The following is a 19,291-nucleotide window of genomic DNA, read 5'->3' on the forward strand; positions in this document are numbered from 1 at the left end:
TCCGGAGTAAGTTCGGTCGGCATGTGGATGCGGAAAGCGTCGATGGCCGCCGTCTCACTGGGCGTGCTGGCCGTCTCGGCGGGGTTCACCCATACCCCGTCACCGTCCTGGGACCTCTCGCCGACCGACAGCACCGCGCGGCTGCGCGGTCTCTCCGTGGTCAGCGCGGCCACGGTCTGGGCCAGCGGCAGCGGCGGCACCGTGCTGCGCACGGTCAACGGCGGCCGCACCTGGTCGTCGGTCGGCCCCGCGGCGGCAGCCGACCTGGAGCTTCGTGACATCGAGGCCTTCGACGCGCGGCGAGCGGTCGCGCTGTCCATCGGCCCGGGCGAGGACTCCCGCGTCTACCGCACGGCCGACGGCGGGCGCACGTGGACGGAGGCCTACCGCAACACAGACCCGGCGGCGTTCTACGACTGCCTGACGTTCCTGGACGAGCGGCACGGGCTCGCCCTGTCCGACCCGGTCGACGGCAAGTTCCGCATCCTGTCCACCAGCGACGCCGGTCGCTCGTGGTCGGTGCTGCCGTCGACCGGAATGCCGGCGGCGCTGCCGGGCGAGTTCGCGTTCGCGGCCAGCGGCACGTGCCTGGTCTCGTCGGGCGGGCGGGCCTACTTTGCCACGGGCGGCGGCGCGACCGCGCGGGTGTTCCGCAGCGACGACCTGGGCCGTTCGTGGCGGGTCTCCGACACCCCGGTGCCGAGCGGCCCGTCGGCGGGCATCTACTCGCTGGCGTTCCGCGACCGCGACAACGGGGTGGCCGTGGGCGGCGACTACGCGACCCCGTTGGCCGCGCCTGACGGAGCGGCGGTCACTCGCGACGGCGGCCGCACCTGGACGGTGGCGAAGGAAGAGCCGGGCGAGTACCGCTCCGGCGCCGCCTGGATGACCCGCCTCGGCCCAGTGCTGGCGGTCGGCCCGACGGGCAGCGACATCTCGTACGACGGCGGCCGAAAGTGGTCCCTGTTCGACGGAGGCAGCTTCGACGCGGTCGAGTGCGCGGGGTTGTCGGTCTGCTACGCCTCGGGCGAACAGGGCCGGATCGCCAGATTGCGCTGGTGACCTCTAGCCCGCCAGCACCTCCGGCAGCGGTGCCGTGTGCAGGACGGCCAGGCGGCTGACCGCTCGGGTGAGCACCACGTAGAGGCGGTGTAGGCCCCGGGGCTCGGCTTCGACGATGGCGGACGGTTCGACGACCACCACGTGGTCGTACTCGAGGCCCTTGACGACCGACGCCGGGACGACGGTGACCCGCGCCGGCGACTCGACCTCGTCGGCGGTCGCGTTCTCGATGCCGGCTGCGGTCAGGGCGGCTCGCACGCCGGCGACGGCGGTGTCGGCCGCGATCACGCCGACCGAGCCGTCGTGGCGGAGGGCGTCCCGGACCTCCGCGACGGTCGCGGCGTCGAGGTCGGCCACCTGCTCGATGGTCAGCCCGCCGTCGTTCCGCAGCGAGCGGGCGGCGGGCACGTCGACCGCCAGCGCGGGCAGCAGGCGGTTGGCGAACGCGACCACCGCGGCCGGAACCCGGAAGCCGATGGTCAGCGGGACCACTTCCGCGTCCGGCTTGCCGAGGTGGCGCAGGGTGTCGCGCCAGTCGGCGGCGGCCCACGGCGCGGTGCCCTGGGCGAGGTCGCCGAGCAGGGTGATCGAGCCGTGCTCGCTGCGCCGGGCGATCGCGCGGGCCTGCATCGCCGACAGGTCCTGCGCCTCGTCGACCACCACGTGGCCGAAGCTCGGGCGGCGCTCGATCAGGCCGGCGGCCTCGTCGACCAGCACCAGGTCGGCAGTGGTCCACTTGGCCGTCTTGAGCGAGCGCGGCGCGGCCGGCCAGCGGATCAGCTCGCGTTCGTCGTCGGTCAGCACCCCGGCCGGCGGGTCGGTGAGGATCTCCGCGACCAGGCCTTCCGGCGTGATCGCTGGCCAGACCCGGTCGAGGAACTCGGTGACCTCCTTGGCCTTGCCCATCCGGCGTAGCCAGGCGTCGTTGGGCGAGTCGCCGCGGCGCGCCTCGGACTGGCGTTGCAGCAGGCTGACCACCCGGGCGCGGATCCGTTCGCGGGCGGTGCCGTAGGGCAGGTTCTCGGCCCGCACGTCGGCGACCAGGCGGCGGAGGACCTCGGCACCGATCCGCCAGCGGTACGAGCCGTCGGACACCGTCATCGGCTCGACGTCGCCGCCGATGCGGGCGTCGAGGGCGGTCGCCAGGACGGTGGCCATCCGGGCGTCGTGCTTGACCGTCGCGGCGGCGGGGGAGTCCTCGGCGCGCACCCGGACGGCTGCGATCAGGTCGTCCACCGTCGCCTGCTCGACCTCGACCTCGCCGAGCGCGGGCAGCACCGCCGAGATGTAGGACAGGAACGCCCGGTTCGGCCCGACCACCAGCACGCCCGACCGGCGCAGCCGCTCGCGGTGCAGGTAGAGCAGGTACGCGGCGCGGTGCAGCCCGACCGCGGTCTTTCCCGTGCCGGGTGCGCCCTGCACGCAGATCGAGACGTCCAGGTCGGCCCGGACCAGCTCATCCTGCTCGGGCTGGATGGTGGCGACGATGTCGCGCATCGGCCCGACACGGGGCCGCTCGATCTCGGCGGTCAGGATCCGGCTGGTGGTGCCGAGCTCCTCACCCCGGTCCAGGTGCTCGTCCTCGAAGCTGGTCAGCAGCCCGGCGGCGAACCCGAACCGGCGCCGCACCGCGATGCCCTGCGGCTCGCGGGCGCTGGCCCGGTAGAACGCCCGGGACACCGGCGCACGCCAGTCGAGCACCATCGGCTCACCGTCGTCGTCGGTGACGTGCCGGCGCCCGACGTGGTAGCGGTGCCCCGCGTGGTCCTCGGCGGCCGGGCCGCTGCCGAAGTCGAGCCGCCCGAAGAACAGCGGGGTGTCCGGGTCGTCGGCGAGCTCCGCGACGCGGCGGGCGAGCGTACGCCCGAGCGTCTCGGCGGTGTAGGCGTCACCGGCGACGTTGCCGCCGGTGCTGAACAGGGCTTCGGCACGGTCGCGCATCCGGCGCAGGGCGGCCCGGGACGCGGTCAGATGGTCCCGCTCGGCGCCGAGGTCGGTCTCGAGATCGGAAGCGGGCTCGGTGGCATCGGTGTTGACAAGGTGATCAGCGGGCAGGGTCATCCGAGGAAACCTTCCGGCGGTGGTCAGTGGGACTCGGGAAGACCTGGGCCGCCCGGAACTCCGCGCGCAGCGGTGCCGGCAGTGCCCGGTAACCACGCTTCCAGCGCGGCGGCGCTCCACGTTACGCCCGCCCCGGACCGGCGGCCAGGCATTTACGGCGGCGGTGGGACGATGTCTTTATGGCGGAGGTCGGGCAGGAGCGGCGTCAGATCACGGATCCGAAGATGATGCGGGCGTTGGCGCATCCGGCTCGGTTGGCGATTCTCGAGCACCTCAACTCGACCGGGGAGCCGACGACCGCCACCGAGTTCGCGGAGATTGTCGGGTTGTCGCCCAGCGCTACCAGCTATCACCTGCGTGAGCTGGCCAAGGTCAACATGATCGAGGAGGCGCCGAGTCGGGGGGACGGGCGCGAGCGGGTCTGGCAGAGCCCCGCGCACTCCTTTCAGATCGACCTCGAGCAGGGCCGCGGCGACCCGGAGACGCGGGCGGCCGAGGACGCGTTGATGGCCGTCTACCTCGAGCGGGACCAGGCGCGCCTGCGGGCGTTCCTGTCCCGTGCCCGCGACGAGCCGCAGGAGTGGCGCGACGCCGCCGGACTCACGACCTCGACGATCTTCGTGACCGCCGACGAGCTCAAGACCTTCCTCGAGCAGGTGCACGAGTTGATCGACCCGCTCAAGAAACGGCACCGCCCGGAGGCGCCGCCGGACGGAGCTCGCACGGTTCGCGTGCATTTCGCCGCCTTCCCCGACGACTGAGTTCATCGAGGGGGTTGCCCTAGCAGATGTGAAGGATTATTTTCGAAACATGTCCTTCGCATCTGCTGGTTCGTCGCGCTGGAGTGACGTCTACGTCACTGCCGGCTCGCGTGCTCTGTCCATGGCCGGCGAGACGCTCGTCGCCACCACGCTCGCGCTTGCCCTGCAGGAGCGCGGCTCCGGCGGTCTCGCCGTCTCCGGGCTCTGGCTGGCCGCGACGCTGCCGCTGGTCGCGCTGGCTCCGCTGGCGGGCCGGCTGGCCGACCGGGGCGACAGCCGCACCTTGCTGGTCGGCATCGGCGTCGCCCAGGCGCTGGTCTGCGCCGCGCTGGCCTTCGTCACCGCGCCCGTCGCCGTGATCGCCCTGGTCGCCGTGCTGGCCTCCGGGCTCGCGATCACCAACCCGGTGTTCGCCGCGCTGGTGCCCTCGATGGTCACGCGCGACGACCTGCCCAAGGCGAGCGCGATCGGGCAGACCGCGTCGATGATCGGCATGCTGACCGGGCCGGCGGCGGCCGGCTTCCTGGTCGGCGCGTTCGGCACCCGGCCACCCCTGCTGATCGGTGCCGTCACGTACCTGGCCATCGCCGGCGCGGGGCTGCTGCTGAAGACCCGTCGCGGCGCCACTCCCGAAGCGGCGGCGGCAGCGGCCAAGACGGCCTGGACCCTGCGCGGCGACGGCCTGTTGCTGGCCACCTTCCTGGCCTTCGGCGCCGTGGTCGCCGGCGTCGGCGGTGTCAACGTCGTCGAGGTCTTCTTCATCCGCGACACCCTGGGCGCCTCCGCCTCGGCGTTCGGGCTGGTCACCGCGTCCTGGACCGCCGGCATGGCGGCCGGCGCCTGGGTGTTCGCGAAGGCGGTCCGCCGGTACGACGACGACGCGAGTCTGGTCCGCGCGTTGCTCGTCCTGCTGGGCTCCACCTGCGTGCCGGTCGTGCTCAGCGCGGCCGCGCCCGGTGTCTGGGTGGTCGTGCTGCTCTGGCTGGCCGGTGGCCTGCTCAACGGCGGTCTCGGCGTGTTCAGCACCGTCCTGGTCTCGCGCCGGGTGCCGGAGCGGGCGCGCGGCCGGGCGTTCGCCGGCCTCAACGCCGCGGCCAACGGCGGAGCGATGTTCGGGTACGTGCTGGCCGGCGCCCTCCTCGGCCCCTTCTCGCCGCGGGCGCTGGTGCTCGGGTTCGGCCTGGCGGGAGTCCTCGCGGTGGTCGCCGTCGCGGTGCCGGTCGCGCGGGCCATCCGGCAGGAGCGCGTCACATCCGTGGCGGTCGCCTGAGCGGCGTCCCACTGCTCGGGATACGGTGAGGTCACCATGATGGAGATTCGCAGGCCCCGGGTCGGGCACATCCAGTTCCTGAACTGTCTTCCGATCTACTGGGGCCTGATGCGCTCGGGTGCCCTGCTCGACGTCGACCTCCACAAGGACACCCCGGACAAGCTCAACACCGCGCTGGTCGCCGGCGACCTCGACATCGGCCCGATATCGCTTGTCGAATACCTCCGCCACGCCGACGAGCTGGTCCTGCTGCCCGACATCGCGGTCGGCAGCGACGGCCCGGTGCTGTCCGTCAACATGGTCTCGACCAAGCCGCTCGACGAGCTGGACGGCGCCCGGGTCGCGCTGGGGTCGACCTCGCGAACCGGTGTGCTGCTCGCGCAGATGCTGCTGACCCAGCGGCACAGCGTGACACCCGAATACTTCCGCTGCCCGCCCGAGCTCACCCAGATGCTGCTGGAGGCCGACGCCGCGGTGCTGATCGGCGACGCCGCGCTGCGGGCGCTCTACGAGGCGCCGGGTCGCGGGCTGACCGTCACCGACCTGGGCCAGGCCTGGCGGGAGTGGACCGGCCTGCCGATGGTGTTCGCCGTCTGGGCCGCCCGGAAGGACTTCGCCGAACGCAACCCGGGCCAGGTCAAAGAGGTGCACGAGGCGTTCCTGCGGTCGCGCGAGCTGTGCCTGGCAGAGCTCGACGAGGTCGCGGCCGCCGCGGCCCGCTGGGAGCCGTTCGACGCGGCGACGCTGGCCGAGTACTTCCGGGTGCTCGACTTCTCCCTCGGCGAGCGCCAGATCGCCGGCCTGAAGGAGTTCGCCCGCCGCGCGGCGATCGCCGGCGAGGCGCCGGAGCTCCCCGACACGGGCCCGGCCTTCTACACGGACTGAGGGTCAGCCCCCGGCCGCCCGGCGGAGCTCCGAGCCGACCAGGCGGCAGATCTCGGCGCCGTACGCGGGGCCTTTCTCGATCTCGTAGCGGGCCATCACGCCGACCACCCAGCCGGCGCCGATGGCCATGCAGCTGACGTGGTACTCCTGCTCCTCCTCCCGGTCGACCCAACCGTTCTTCGTGGCGATCGTCTTCTGCTGGTCCTCCGGGAACGCCTTGCGGATGCCGAAGTCGCCCTCGTCGCGGACCGCCCGCAGCTGGTCGAGCAGGTAGTCGGTCCAGGTCGGCCCGGCCGCCCGCCCGTCCGCGATGCACGCACCGAGCCGGGTGATGTCGGCGGGAGACAGCATGGTGCCGCTCCAGCCGCCGTCCGGGGCGACCAGGCTGTCGTGCAACCCGCACATCGAGATCAGGCGCCGGATCGACTCGTCCCGGCCGTTCGCGGCGTGCAACTCCTCCGCCGCCTCGTTGTCGCTGTCGCGGATCATCGTCTCGACCAGCTCGGTCTCTTCCGTGCTGGGCCGCACTCCCTGCTCGGCCGCACGCCGCAGGAAGTCCGCGCCGATCCACGACTTGATCAGCGACGCGGTGGTGCTCAGGGCGGTGCGGTCGGACGGGCCGAACAGCTCGCCGGTACGGGTGTCCAGCAGCGCCCACGAGTACCAGCCGCTATGCGAGATCCTGATCTCGGTCGCTTTCACCGGCAGCGGCGCGAGCTTCGACGCGGCGGTTCTGGGCGCCGACTCGGGCAGCTGTCCGGTGGCGACGGGCTGGGGCATGACCCGGGAGCGCGCCGCCGACCGAGCGGCGAACGGCGACCCGGGCCAGAACCGCGCTCCCGCGAAACCGAGCACGGCGAGTACGCCGATGACGGCGATGACGGTCATGGCGCGGTTGTCCCGGCGCCGCCTATGGCTAGTGCTCAACGTCAGCCCCGGATGCGCCGGACGAAGGGTGGCAGACCTTCGTTCTGTCCAAGATTCCTTGGTCAGGTTAGCGAGCCGGCGCGGGCCGCACCCGGAACTTGAAAGATCTAGCCGGCGGCCGCGCGAAGCTGCTCGCCGACCTGCTCACAGATGTTGGCGCCGTACGTGTAGCCCTTGCTGATGTCGTACTTGGTCATCACACCGACGACCCAGCCGTCGCCGATCGCCATGCAGCTGACGTGGTACTCCTGCTCGCGCTGCCGGTCGACCCAGCCGTTCTTGATGGCGATCTTCTTCTGGTCGGCCGCCGGGAAGGCCTTGCGGATGCCGAAGTTGCCCGTGCCGCGTACCGCGCGCATCTCGTCGAGCAGGTACTTGGTCCATTTCGGACCGGCGGCCGTGCCGTTCGCGATGCAGGCGCCGAGGCGGGTGACGTCGGCCGGGGAGAGCAGCGTGCGGCTCCAGCCGCCGTCGGCCGCGACCTTGCTGTCCTTGAGCTTGCACATGGAGATGAGCCGCTTGATCGAGGGCGACCCGCCGTTGGCCTCGTAGAGCGACTGCGCGGCGTTGTTGTCGCTGTCCCTGATCATCGTCGAGACCTGGGCCATCCGCGACGCGCTCGGTTCGGTGCCCTGCTCGGCGGAGCGGCGCAGGAAGTCGGCGCCGATCCACGACTTGATCAGCGAGGCGGTGGTGCTCAGGTCGGTCCGGTCGGCCGGACCGGACATCTTGCCGGTACGGGTGTCCAGCAGCGCCCACGAGTACCAGCCGGTGTGGTCGATCTTGACGTCCGTGGCCGCGACCGGCAGGGGCTTGAGCGTGGGCTTGGGGGAGGGCTTGGCCGGTGGGGTGGTCGGCGAGGCGTCGGGGTCACCGGTGGCGCCGGTCAGTCCGGGCGGGGTCTCCCAGCGGGCCGCGGCGCGGGTGGCCATCGGGGAGCCGGGCCAGAGCCGTATCCCCGCCACCGCGAGAGCGGCGAGGACGACGGCTATTGCGACAACGGTCGTGGCGCGCCGGCCTCGGCGCCGCTTAGGAGTGGTCGCCAACGGTCAGCCCTTGCTGCCGCTGGCAGAAGGGATCTTCAGCGCCGCGCCGACCTTCGGGGTCACCAGCTGGGTAGCGGTGTCCTGACACACCTTCGCACCATATGCCAAACCGTTCGAAATGGGATACCGAGTCTGTACGGCGAGTACCCAGTCCTTGCTGATGGCCAGGCAGCTGATGTGCCAGTCGTTGTCGTAGACGAGCGGCGTCCAGCCGTTCTTGAAGCTGATCGGGCCCTCTTTGCTGACGATCTCCTTGGGCAGGCCGTCGATGACGCCCCAGCGACCACCGCCGCTGCTCTTCCCCTGCTGGCTGACCTTGCCTTCGACCTTGGTCATCTCGCTGAGCACCAGCGGGGTGTATTTCTTGCCCGCCGCCTTGCCGGACTGGATGCACTTGCCGAGCCGCGTCACGTCCTGGGCGGACATCTCGGTGAAGCTCCACCAGCCTTCGTAGCCGTCGACCGTGCCAAGGTGGGTGTTCTTCAGGCCGCACCAGCTGATCATGCGTTTGGTCTGGGTGGTGCCGCCGCCGAGCTTGTTGAGGGTGCCGGCGGCATCGTCGTCGCTGTTCCGGATCGCCCGCTGGATCTGCTCTTTATAAGTAGAGGTAAGCGGTTTGCCCGATTCATCCAGTTGACGCAGATAATCAGCGACGATCCAGGTCTTGATCATCGACTCGGTCGAGCTCGTCTGTGACGCGCTGTTCTTCGAGCCGGAGATCTTGCCCGACTTGAGGTCCATCAGGGCCCACGAGTAGAAACCGTCGACCTTGACCGAGACCGGCTGGGCGGCGAGCGTCGGCTGGGGTGGTTCGACCACCTTTGGGGGGATCGTCGGAGCCGGGCCGGCAGCCGTCGCGACCGTGCCGCCGTCACCGCCGTCGCTCATCTTGGCGTAGGCGGCGGGCACCAGCAGCACACCGCCGAGCAGCAGAGCTGCGATGGCGAGCACCATAACCACGCGTGGACGCATGAAGGGTGATCTCCGGTTGTTTTCTGGCCGGGGGGTGGCTCTCGGTAATTGACCGCAGGGGGTGGCGATCTACCGGGGTGAAGTCTACGACCGCCCCCACGCCGATAGCACGGGTGGAAATTGCGTTAGCGGCCCGATATAACGCCGTTTGGGGGTCAATCGCCTACAGAGTTAAGGAAATCTTAGACATCCAAGTGAGCCGAGTCATTGTCCATAGTGGAAGAAAGCATTTGCGCATTGCATAGAGCTGGTCACTCAGGGTGATTTCGCGCCACGGGTTTGTTACAGATGCTGGCTTGTGTGTCAGGAAGCTGTAACACTGAGGGCATGTACGGGAATGACTTCGCCGGCCCGGATGCCGGGTCCGACGGTGGTCTCCTCGGGCAGGTCGAGGCCGCCGAGGCGGCGCTGCGCGCCGCCGCGCACCGTGGTCGGGTCGAGGGCGATCCGGCGGCACTTCAGGACTACTTCGACGCCGTCATCGACGCCGACCAGAAGATCGAGCCGCGCGACTGGATGCCCGATGCCTACCGGCGTGGCCTGGTCCGGCAGATCGCCCAGCACGCCCATTCCGAGATCATCGGAATGCAGCCCGAGGGGAGCTGGATCACCCGCGCGCCCTCGCTCAAGCGCAAGGCGATCCTGCTGGCCAAGGTCCAGGACGAGGCGGGGCACGGCCTCTATCTCTACGCGGCCGCCGAGACCCTCGGCATCACCCGCGCGGAACTGGTCGACATGCTGCTCGACGGCCGGCAGAAATACAGCTCGATCTTCAACTACCCGACGCTGACCTGGGCCGACATCGGCGCGATCGGCTGGCTCGTCGACGGCGCCGCCATCGTCAACCAGGTGCCGCTGTGCCGCTGCTCCTACGGCCCGTACGCCCGGGCGATGATCAGGATCTGCAAGGAGGAGTCCTTCCACCAGCGGCAGGGCTACGAGATCCTGCACACCCTGTCGCACGGCACGCCGGAGCAGCACGCGATGGCCCAGGACGCCGTCGACCGCTGGTGGTACCCGTCGCTGGCGATGTTCGGCCCGCCGGACACCGACTCCACCCACTCCGCCCAGTCGATGGCGTGGAAGATCAAGCGCTTCTCCAACGACGACCTGCGGCAGCGCTTCGTCGACATGTGCGTCCAGCAGGCCGGCGTGCTGGGCCTGCGGATCCCGGACCCGGACCTCCGGTGGAACAGCGAGCGGCAGGCACACGACTTCACCGCGCCCGACTTCGACGAGCTGATGCGGGTGATCAAGGGCGACGGCCCCTGCAACGCCGAGCGGATGGCGCACCGCCGCCGGGCCCATTCAGACGGTGCCTGGGTACGCGAGGCAGCCGCGGCGTACGCCGCCAAGCAAGAGGAAGTGGTGGCCGTATGACGGGCGAGCCCTTGTTCGAGGTTTTCGTGCGGCCCCGGCGCGGGTTGTCGCACACCCACGTCGGCAGCCTGCACGCGCCCGACGCGGAGATGGCGCTGCGCAACGCCCGCGACGTCTATACCCGGCGGGAGGAGGGCGTCTCCATCTGGGTCGTGCCCGCCACCGCCATCACGGCGTCGAGCCCCGACGAGAAGGACTCCTTCTTCGACCCGGCCGCCGACAAGGTCTACCGGCACCCCACCTTCTACGACGTACCCGACGGAGCGAAGCACCTGTGACCACGGTCGACTACGTCCTCCGGCTCGGCGACGACGCACTCGTCACCGCGCAGCGACTCGGCGCCTGGTACGCCGCCGGGCCGGAGATGGAGGAAGACGTCGCGCTGGCGAACATCGCGCTCGACCAGCTCGGTGCCGCCCGGCTGCTGCTGACCTACGCCGGCGAGCTGGAGGGCGCGGGCCGCGACGAGGACGCGCTCGCCTACCAGCGTGGGCCGGCGGACTTCCGCAACTGCCGCTTGGTCGAGCAGCCGGAGCCCGACTTCGGCGTGGTGATCGCCAAGCTGCTGCTGCTCTCGGCGTTCCAACTGCCGTGCTACGAGGCCCTGGCCGGCGCCGGCGACGAGCGGCTCTCCGCCATCGCTGGCAAAGCGCGCAAGGAGTCGGCCTACCACCTCGACCACGCCACACTGTGGACACTGCGGCTCGGTGACGGCACCGACGAGTCACACCAGCGCATGCAGGCGTCCTTCGACACCCTGTGGCCCTTCGTCGACGGTCTGTTCGCCGGCGACGACGGCGGGCCCGTCGACCCGGCCGAGCTGCGCAAGGCGTGGACGTCCACTGTGGAAGACGTGCTCGGCCGGGCCACGCTGACCGTGCCGGCGCCGGTCGCCGAGCCGACCGGTGAGCGCACCCACCTGGTCGAGCTGCTGGCCGAGATGCAGCAACTGCACCGGGCCCATCCGGGAGCGCGGTGGTGACCGCCGCGCGCGAGGCGGTGGCCGGGGTCGTCGACCCGGAGCTGCGCGTGGTCACCATCGACGAGCTCGGCATCCTGCGTGCGGTCGATACCGACGACCGCGGCCATGTCACGGTCACGATCACGCCGACGTACACCGGCTGCCCGGCGATGGACGTGATCCGCGCCGACATCGGTGCCGCCCTGCGCGCCGCCGGGCACGCCGACCACGAGGTCCGCACCGTCTTCGCGCCCGCCTGGAGCACCGACTGGATCTCGCCCGGTGGGCGGGAAAAGCTGGCCGCCGCCGGTGTCGCCCCGCCCGGCCCCACGCGGCCGGTCGCGCTGTCGCTGGCCGTCCGCTGCACCAACTGCGGTTCGCCCGACACCGAGCAGCTCAGCCGCTTCGGCTCGACCGCGTGCAAGGCGCTGTGGCGCTGCCGCGCCTGCGGCGAGCCGTTCGACGCGATGAAGGCCTACTGACGATGAGCGTGACGATCAGCCGGCCCACGCGCCGGCGTCCGGTCTTCCACCCGCTGCCCGTGGCGGCGATCGACCGGTTGACCGACGACGCCGTCGCGATCACCTTCGCGGTGCCCGCCGAGCTGCGCGAGCAGTTCGCCTTCCGGGCCGGGCAGCACCTCACCGTGCGCAAGGTCGACGACGACGCGCGGCGCTCGTACTCGATCTGCTCGACGCCCGCCGAGCTGGCCGAAACGGGGCTGCTCCGGATCGGCGTCAAGGAGATCCCGGGCGGCGTCTTCTCCAGCTACGCGGCCGGTGCGCTGCGGCGGGGCGACGCGATCGACGTGATGCCGCCGCTGGGCAAGTTCACCTCGGCGTTCGAGGCCGGCCGGCAGCGGCACTACGGCGCGATCGCCGCGGGCTCGGGCATCACACCCGTGCTCTCGCTGGTCGCCACCGCGCTCGCGGTCGAGGAGCGCAGCCAGTTCACGCTGCTCTACGGCAACCGGTTCGCCCGCAGCGTGATGTTCGCCGACGAGCTGGCCGACCTCAAGGACCGCTACGCCGCCCGCCTGCACCTCGTACACGTGCTCTCCCAGGAACCCGGCGAGTCCGAGCTGCTGTCCGGCCGGATCGACGCCGACCGCCTCGCCCGCATCCTCGACCGGCTCGTCCCCGCGGACAGCGTCGACGAGTGGTTCCTGTGCGGGCCGTACGGTCTGGTCACCGACGCGCGCAACGTGCTGGCGGGCCATCGCGCAGTGCACACCGAGCTCTTCCACGTAGACGAGGCGCCAGAGCCGCCCCGGCGGCCCAGTACGGTCGACGACGCCGCGCCCGTCGAGGTGTCCGTGCTGCTCGACGGCCGGGTCTCCACCCTGCGGATGCGCCGCGACGAGCGGGTCTTAGACGCCGCGCTGCGGGTGCGGTCCGAGCTGCCGTTCGCCTGCAAGGGCGGCGTGTGCTCGACCTGCCGCGCGCGGATCGTCGAGGGCGAGGTCACGATGGCGCGCAACTACGCGCTGGAGCCCGACGAGGTCGAGCGCGGTTACGTGCTCACGTGCCAGTCGAGCCCGGTCACCGACAAGCTGGTCGTCGACTACGACGCCTGATCCTCGCCGAGGTCCCGATAGACGGGCCGCAGCAGGTCGACGAGGGGAATGTGCCGCACCCGCACGGCCGGCGGATCCAGCACCCGCAGGAGCAGTTCGGGCGGCGCGCTCGCCCCACCCGGCAACTCCTTGAGCTTCGCCAGCGAGACCGCCGGACTGTAGAAGTCGTGCAGCCCCAGCGGCCGGTCGGGCACGTCCAGCGGGTCGGCCGGAGGTGTCTCGACCGCCGGCCCGCGCAGCGCGCCCAGCAGCTCGTCGCGCGCCCGGCCCCGCCAGGCCAGCACCAGGAACGGGTCGTCGTCGAACGCCTCCGCGAGCAGGTAGAGCACCGCGGACAGGTGCTTGCAGGGAAAACCCCAGTCCGGGCAGCTGCACTTCATGTCGAGCTCCGCCGGGAACAGCGGCAGTCGCAGGTCGTCGAAGACGGCGACGATCTGGGTCGGCATCTCGCCGGCGAGCAGCTTGGCCCGGAACACCGCCTGGTGCGCCAGCGCCTCCTCGACGCGGGTCCAGGCCTCCGCGTCGAACACCGGGATCGTGACTTCCACCTGGTACGGCTCGGCGCGTGAGCCCTGCACCCGGGCGCTCAGCCGGCCCGGCTCGAGGTCGAGGTTGAGCACCTGGCCCTGGCGGGCGTACCTGCGGCCCCGGTCGAGCCGGCCCTTGTCACAGATGCCCTCGAGGATGTCGATGAACCTCCGGGACCACCACTCCTCGCCGATCGAGCCGCGCCGCGAGCGGGCCTTGATGCCGCCCTCGACCTTGATCGTCTTGCCGCCCTCGAACCAGCCGTCGGGACCGACCGGCATCAGCCCACCGCCTTCGGGTCGAGCGCGAACAGGTCGCGCAGCTCCTCGGTGGACAGCTCGGTCAGCCACTCTTCGCCGGTGCCGACGACCCGCTGCGCCAACGCCTTCTTGCGCTCGATCATCTCGTCGACTCGCTCCTCGATCGTGCCGGTGCAGACGAACTTGCGGACCTGCACGTTGCGTGCCTGCCCGATCCGGTACGCGCGGTCGGTGGCCTGGTCCTCGACCGCAGGATTCCACCACCGGTCGACGTGGATCACGTGGTTGGCGGCGGTCAGGTTGAGCCCGGTGCCCGCCGCCTTCAGCGACAACAGGAAGATCATCGGCTCCGGGTCGTTCTGGAACCGGGTGACCAGCTCGTCCCGCCGCTGCTTCGACAGTCCACCGTGGAGCCAGAGCACCGGCCGGTCGAGGTGCGCGGCCAGATACGGCTGGAGCAGCGAGCCGAACTCGGCGTACTGCGTGAAGACCAGGCCCTTGTCGCCCTCTTCGACGATCTCCTCGGCGAGCTCCTGCAGTCGGGCGAGCTTGCCGGACCGGCCGGCCAGCTTGGACCCGTCCCGCAGCAGGTGCGCCGGGTGGTTGCAGACCTGCTTGAGCCGGGTCATCGCGGCCAGTACGTTGCCGCGCCGCTCGATGCCCATGCTCGACCCGATCTTGTTGAGCATGTCGTCGACGACGGCCTGGTAGAGCGCCGCCTGCTCGGGGGTCAGCGGACACCAGACCTTCATCTCCAGCTTCTCCGGCAGGTCGGAGATGATGGTCTTGTCGGTCTTGAGCCGGCGCAACACGAACGGCCCGGTGGCCCGCTTCAACGCGGCGGCGGCGTCCTCGTCCTGCCGCACCTCGATCGGCTCCTGGTAGCGCCGCCGGAAGGTCTTGGCCGGCCCGAGCAGGCCCGGGTTGGCGAAGTCCATGATGGACCAGAGTTCGGCCAGATGGTTCTCGACCGGCGTGCCGGTCAGGGCGAGCCGAGTCCGGGCCGGAATGGCCCGCACGGCCTGCGACTGCCGCGTGCCCGAGTTCTTGATGGCCTGCGCCTCGTCACACACGACGCGCCCCCATTCGACGGCCCGCAGCGCCTCCAGATCACGCAAGGCCGTCCCGTACGTGGTGATGACGAGATCGGCCTTCCCCAGCCGTGCGGCGTCCCGCGTCGCGCCGTGGTGCACGTAGACGTCGAGCGAGGGCGCGAACTTCTCGGCCTCCTTGCGCCAGTTGCTCACCAACGACATGGGACAAACCAACAACGTGCTCCCGACGGCGCCGCGCTCCCGTTCGGCGAGCAACAACGACAACGTCTGAGCGGTGTTGTGGCACAACATCCCGCCCGCGACGAAGTTGTGCTCGCCGGCCACCTCGAAGTCGTACACCTCGCCGGTGTAGTCGACGTCCTGGATGCTGGTCACCCGCGAGTAGTAAACCTGCTGGTTGGTGCGTCCCTCGAGTCGTTCGCGGAGGTCTGCCAAGGCTGGCCGATCCAGGGCCGCATAGGCAGCTCTGGTCCGAGTGGTCCACTTGCTGGTGGGCAGCGCCTGGTAGGCGCGCTCGGCTTCGCCCGACAGGATCCGGTCGATCGCTTCAACGGCCGCGGTGGCGGTCGGCCGCGATAATTCCTGCGAGCCGGCGAAGTAGACGGTGCCGACACCAAAATGACGTTGCGGGAGCTTGGTCAACGCGTGGGCGGCCCGCAGCAGGTCACTGCCTGGAATCCCCTCGACGTTGGTGTTGACCTTGGTTGCGCAGATTCCGTCCAATTTTCCTTGCTTGATCGGATCGCTGAAACCCACCAGCGCGTTGAATCGGCGGAGGCTGCCTCCACCGATCACACCAACGCGGTACGGGCGAGCAATACCCGATCCGTTGACGGCGGTCTTGTTCTTGGTGGTGACCCGCATCCAGACCCCGAAACGCCGCAGCAGGGTCACGAGCTGGTCCATCAACCACCTCGACGCCGACGAGATCTCCACCATCCGCATCCGCTGGTTAACAGACCCCTCGGCGCTGAAGAACTCGCGCAGGAACAACCGGACGCTGGCCTCGTCGGCCGCCATCACCAGGTCGGGTATCCGCTTGTGCGCCGAGCGCCGGCCCCACTCGTACCCGTGCTGCCGCAGGAACGCCGCATAGCCGGCGCTGCACATGCGCAGCACATGGCAGTTCCGGTCGGGGAAGACCCGGGGCGAGTTCATGGTGAGCTGGAACCTGTCGCCGACCGCGTGAATGTGCCGGACGAGCGCGTGCAGGATCGCCGGATCTTTCTGGGTGATCCGCAGTGTTCCGTTGCGGGACTCGTCGCCCTCGCTGATCTGCCAGGCAAGCAGCCGCACAAGATCGTGTGCGACCGGTGCGCCGGACCATTCGAGCCGCCCCGGCACACAGAGAGTGTCGCCAACCGAGAAGTCGCGGGTCCACTCCTCGACACCGCGCAAGCGGTGCCGTCGGGTCACCGTGAGTTGGCTGCCGTCATCGAGTTCCACCAAGCGGACTTTCTCCGCGATTCGCTGGCGGTAAAGCCGGGTGACAGGACTGACGACCATCCGTCCCTGGGCATCCAACGCGTTTGTCACCAGCGGTTCGGTCGGCGTCCGCCACTGGCCTTCGCCGTCGTCGAACGTGCTGGTCCCGTCCCCGTATCGCTGCCAGGCGTCTTCGGCACTCACCAGGGTGCCGTTCAGGAAGACCGGGGACTCCGGACCGATACATTTCCCCAAACCCATGTCGTCCGCGAGGATGCCGCCGATTCCCAGTCTGGACAGGAAGTCCAACCAGGACAGACCGCGTTCCTGGTACGGGCGCAGCGTGCCCTGGAAGGTGGGTGGGGTCGCGGTTGGTTGCAGGCGGTGGTCCGCGTCCCCGGAGAGCAGGTCGCCGAGCCAGCCGTCCGCGTCGACCGCGACCAGGGGGAGGTCCTCCTCGCCGCCCGCGGCGACCTGGCCCAGCACCTCGGCGATGGTCAGCTCGCCGGTGCGGTGCTGTTCGACGGCCCGGATGGCGGCCGTGAGCTGGCGGTCGTCGAGCTCGACCCAGCGGCCCTTGACCCGCAGCAGCGGCACCTTCAGGCGGGCCAGGTCGTGCAGGTCGGCGGCGCTGATCTCCTCGTCGCCGACCATCAGGTCGACCTTGAAGTCGACCAGCTGGTCCTTGCCGACACCCTGCGCGGCCAGCGCCTTGCCGCCGCCGGCCGTCGACTTGGTGCGCGTGGTCAGCTTCAGGCCCAGGGTCTTGCGGCCGGCCCAGGCCGGCAGCTGCACCCCGTAGCCGGCGGCTTGCAGGAGGGGCGCGGCCTGGCGGAGGAACGTGAACGCCGCCGCCGTGTCGAGGATGCTCTCGGTGGGTTGGGCCTCGCGCAGGGCCTCGTCGAGCGGCGGGAACAGCCGGACCGCCCGGCCCAGGCCGGCGAGCAGGGTCTCGTCCGGGCGGGCGGGCAGGCCGGGCACCCGCTGACCGGCCCAGATCACGTCCGCGGGTACGTACAGCGACGGGTCGTCGACCGACTGGAGTGCGAACTCGAGGTCCCAGCGGTCGGTGGTCGGCAACGGCTCGACAAGCCGGAAGCAGACGCGGACCGGCTCGTTGGCCTGGTGCGCCGAGCGGTGCCAGCCGTCCAGCGCGGTGCGCAACGCGGCCAGCTCGGGGCGTTGCGCGGTGGTCGCGGTGACCGTGGGATCGTCCGCCGTGAGCGCGCGCATCCACCGGTCGGCGACCGGCGCCTTCGGGCCGGGGCGGTGGCCGAGCAGGAGCCGCTCCGGCAGGCTGCGGCGGGCGGCGGCGTCGGTGAACGCGTCCAGCAGGTCGCGCAGCACCTGGCCCGGCGGTGCCGCGTCGGCAGCCCGGACCGCGCCCGGCATCGCGGCGGCCAACTCCCGGAACGCGGCGGCGTCGCGCCCGGTCAGCACCGGGCGCCAGCGGGCGGCGTGCGCACCGTCGGCGGTGACGAGCGCGGGGAGCAACCGACCCCGGCGGAGCAACCCGGCGGCGTACGAGGCAACCACCGCGAGGTAGCGCAGGTCACCACCCGGCGTCCAGTCCAGATCGTCGATGTCGAGGAGCAGGTCCAGGGCGGGGCCCGGGTCGAGAAGAACGGCCTCGACGGGCCACGCGGCCAGGGTGGCGTCGGGCGGTGGTTCTTCGGAGGCGGGCACTGGCTTGCCGTCGACCGTCGGCAAGGTAAGCGTCAGCGTGGCGAGCGCGCCGGGAACCTCGGGCGGCTGCTCACCCCAAAGACCCAGCCGCCCGCCCGTCCAAACGCCGTGAATCACCCGCACCCCCTACGCGACGCTCGACACTACCCGCGCGGTCCGGCGTGCGGCCTGATCGGCGCGGGCTAGGCTCGCTTCGTGGATAACCGGCGGGAGATCGACGAGATTTTGCAGCGGGGCGCCGACGGTGGGCGGATCACCGCCGAGGAGGCGTTGCTGCTCTACACCGAGGCGCCGTTTCATGCGCTCGGCGAGGCGGCCGACGCGGTGCGGCGCCGCCGCTATCCGGACGGCATCGTCACGTACCTGATCGATCGCAATATCAACTACACGAACGTCTGCGTGACGGCCTGCAAGTTCTGCGCCTTCTTCCGGGCGCCGAAGCACGCCGAGGGCTGGACCCACCCGACCGAGGAGATCCTGCGGCGCTGCGGCGAGGCGGTCGAGCTCGGCGCGACGCAGGTCATGCTCCAGGGCGGGCACCACCCGGAGTACGGCGTCGAGTACTACGAAGAGCTGTTCAGCTCCGTCAAGGCCGCCTACCCGCAGCTGGTCATCCACTCGATCGGTCCGTCCGAGATTCTGCACATGGCCAAGGTCTCCGGCGTCTCGCTGGAGGAGGCGATCTCCCGGATCAAGACGGCCGGGCTCGACTCGATCGCCGGCGCCGGTGCGGAGATGCTGCCCGATCGGCCGCGCAAGGCGATCGCGCCGCTCAAGGAGTCCGGCGCCCGTTGGCTCGAGGTCATGGAGATCGCGCACGGGCTCGGTCTCGAGAGCACCGCGACGATGATGATGGGCACCGGCGAGACCAACGCCGAGCGGATCGAGCACCTGCGGATGATCCGCGACGTGCAGGACCGCACCCGCGGCTTCCGGGCGTTCATCCCGTGGACCTACCAGCCGGAGAACAACCACCTCAAGGGCCGCACCCAGGCGACCACGTTGGAGTACCTGCGGCTGATCGCGGTGGCCCGGCTGTTCTTCGAGACCGTGCCGCACCTGCAGGCGTCGTGGTTGACCACCGGTAAGGACGTCGGGCAGCTCGCGTTGCACATGGGCGTCGACGACCTCGGTTCGATCATGTTGGAGGAGAACGTCATCTCTTCCGCCGGTGCGCGGCATCGGTCCAACTTGCACGAGCTGATCTGGATGATCCGGTCGGCGGGCCGCATTCCGGCGCAGCGGGACACCCTCTACAACCACCTGCGGGTGCACCACACGCCGGCCGACGACCCGACCGACGACCGGGTGGTCTCGCATTTCTCGTCGATCGCGCTGCCCGGCGGCGGAGCCGGCACGCTGCTCCCGCTCGTCGAACAGCACTGAAAACACGCTCTGAGCCAGCTCGGCAGTCGGAGCCTTCGGCAACATTTCGG

General features: G+C 70.6%; 16 protein-coding genes and 1 pseudogene. 10 read left to right on the forward strand and 7 right to left on the reverse strand.

Annotated features, from left to right (window positions below; genetic code table 11):
* Positions 1-21: 21 nt before the first annotated feature.
* Positions 22-1,062 carry a WD40/YVTN/BNR-like repeat-containing protein gene (locus tag CHC05_RS23495; protein WP_245871179.1) on the forward strand — a complete coding sequence of 347 codons (1,041 nt, stop codon included), beginning with the start codon at positions 22-24 and terminating at the stop codon, positions 1,060-1,062.
* A gap of 3 nt (positions 1,063-1,065) precedes the next feature.
* On the opposite strand, the gene CHC05_RS23500 is transcribed toward CHC05_RS23495, so the two are convergent.
* Positions 1,066-3,123 (reverse strand): HelD family protein, encoded by a 2,058-nt coding sequence (locus CHC05_RS23500; RefSeq protein WP_089252408.1) that lies wholly within the window; start codon positions 3,121-3,123, stop codon positions 1,066-1,068.
* 179 nt (positions 3,124-3,302) lie between these two features.
* On the opposite strand from CHC05_RS23500, the gene CHC05_RS23505 reads away from it, so the two are divergent.
* Genes CHC05_RS23505 through CHC05_RS23515 form a run of 3 tightly spaced genes read left to right on the forward strand, consistent with a single transcriptional unit; the run spans position 3,303 to position 6,039 of the window.
* Positions 3,303-3,884 (forward strand): ArsR/SmtB family transcription factor, encoded by a 582-nt coding sequence (locus tag CHC05_RS23505; RefSeq protein WP_089252410.1) that lies wholly within the window; start codon positions 3,303-3,305, stop codon positions 3,882-3,884.
* Positions 3,885-3,933: 49 nt separating this feature from the next.
* Positions 3,934-5,154, forward strand: coding sequence for an MFS transporter (locus CHC05_RS23510; protein WP_089252412.1), 1,221 nt, complete (start codon positions 3,934-3,936; stop codon positions 5,152-5,154).
* A 36-nt stretch (positions 5,155-5,190) separates the two neighbouring features.
* Entirely contained in the window at positions 5,191-6,039 is an 849-nt protein-coding gene (locus tag CHC05_RS23515; RefSeq protein WP_089252414.1) for a menaquinone biosynthetic enzyme MqnA/MqnD family protein, read from the forward strand.
* 3 nt (positions 6,040-6,042) lie between these two features.
* Here CHC05_RS23515 and CHC05_RS23520 read toward each other — a convergent pair whose 3' ends face one another.
* The 3 genes from CHC05_RS23520 to CHC05_RS23530 all read right to left on the reverse strand — a co-directional run bounded on the left by CHC05_RS23520 (position 6,043) and on the right by CHC05_RS23530 (position 8,984).
* Positions 6,043-6,927: a serine hydrolase gene (locus CHC05_RS23520; protein ID WP_089252416.1), complete on the reverse strand. Its 885-nt coding sequence runs from the start codon at positions 6,925-6,927 to the stop codon at positions 6,043-6,045.
* A gap of 146 nt (positions 6,928-7,073) precedes the next feature.
* The gene (locus tag CHC05_RS23525) at positions 7,074-8,012 is read right to left on the reverse strand and encodes a serine hydrolase (protein ID WP_089252418.1); all 939 of its coding nucleotides are present in this window, start codon (positions 8,010-8,012) and stop codon (positions 7,074-7,076) included.
* A 3-nt stretch (positions 8,013-8,015) separates the two neighbouring features.
* A complete protein-coding gene (locus tag CHC05_RS23530) occupies positions 8,016-8,984 on the reverse strand; it encodes a serine hydrolase (protein ID WP_089252420.1) in 969 nt (322 codons plus the stop codon).
* A gap of 327 nt (positions 8,985-9,311) precedes the next feature.
* On the opposite strand from CHC05_RS23530, the gene paaA reads away from it, so the two are divergent.
* Genes paaA through paaE form a run of 5 tightly spaced genes read left to right on the forward strand, consistent with a single transcriptional unit; the run spans position 9,312 to position 12,901 of the window.
* Entirely contained in the window at positions 9,312-10,364 is a 1,053-nt protein-coding gene (gene paaA, locus CHC05_RS23535; protein ID WP_089252422.1) for a 1,2-phenylacetyl-CoA epoxidase subunit PaaA, read from the forward strand.
* On the forward strand, positions 10,361-10,642 hold the full coding sequence (gene paaB, locus CHC05_RS23540) for a 1,2-phenylacetyl-CoA epoxidase subunit PaaB (RefSeq protein ID WP_089252424.1): 282 nt from the start codon (positions 10,361-10,363) through the stop codon (positions 10,640-10,642). Before paaA ends, paaB begins: the two co-directional genes overlap by 4 nt.
* Positions 10,639-11,346 carry a 1,2-phenylacetyl-CoA epoxidase subunit PaaC gene (gene paaC, locus CHC05_RS23545; protein ID WP_089252426.1) on the forward strand — a complete coding sequence of 236 codons (708 nt, stop codon included), beginning with the start codon at positions 10,639-10,641 and terminating at the stop codon, positions 11,344-11,346. Before paaB ends, paaC begins: the two co-directional genes overlap by 4 nt.
* The gene (gene paaD, locus CHC05_RS23550) at positions 11,343-11,807 is read left to right on the forward strand and encodes a 1,2-phenylacetyl-CoA epoxidase subunit PaaD (protein WP_089252789.1); all 465 of its coding nucleotides are present in this window, start codon (positions 11,343-11,345) and stop codon (positions 11,805-11,807) included. The genes paaC and paaD overlap by 4 nt, the downstream gene beginning before the upstream one ends.
* Before the next feature lie 2 nt (positions 11,808-11,809).
* On the forward strand, positions 11,810-12,901 hold the full coding sequence (gene paaE, locus CHC05_RS23555) for a 1,2-phenylacetyl-CoA epoxidase subunit PaaE (RefSeq protein WP_089252428.1): 1,092 nt from the start codon (positions 11,810-11,812) through the stop codon (positions 12,899-12,901).
* Here paaE and CHC05_RS23560 read toward each other — a convergent pair.
* From CHC05_RS23560 to CHC05_RS43110, 3 genes and pseudogenes are all read right to left on the reverse strand, one after another.
* On the reverse strand, positions 12,889-13,710 hold the full coding sequence (locus CHC05_RS23560; protein WP_089252430.1) for an SWIM zinc finger family protein: 822 nt from the start codon (positions 13,708-13,710) through the stop codon (positions 12,889-12,891). The two genes, paaE and CHC05_RS23560, sit on opposite strands and share 13 nt — an antisense overlap.
* A complete protein-coding gene (locus CHC05_RS43105) occupies positions 13,710-16,430 on the reverse strand; it encodes an SNF2-related protein (RefSeq protein ID WP_342745674.1) in 2,721 nt (906 codons plus the stop codon). The genes CHC05_RS23560 and CHC05_RS43105 overlap by 1 nt, the downstream gene beginning before the upstream one ends.
* Before the next feature lie 225 nt (positions 16,431-16,655).
* Positions 16,656-17,561, reverse strand: a pseudogene (locus tag CHC05_RS43110) (SNF2 helicase-associated domain-containing protein); the annotation flags it as partial.
* A 489-nt stretch (positions 17,562-18,050) separates the two neighbouring features.
* Here CHC05_RS43110 and mqnC point away from each other — a divergent pair.
* Positions 18,051-19,241 (forward strand): cyclic dehypoxanthinyl futalosine synthase, encoded by a 1,191-nt coding sequence (mqnC, locus tag CHC05_RS23575; RefSeq protein WP_089252432.1) that lies wholly within the window; start codon positions 18,051-18,053, stop codon positions 19,239-19,241.
* Positions 19,242-19,291 lie beyond the last annotated feature (50 nt).

Source organism: Asanoa hainanensis (assembly GCF_900188485.1).
GTDB classification, from domain to species: Bacteria; Actinomycetota; Actinomycetes; order Mycobacteriales; family Micromonosporaceae; genus Asanoa; species Asanoa hainanensis.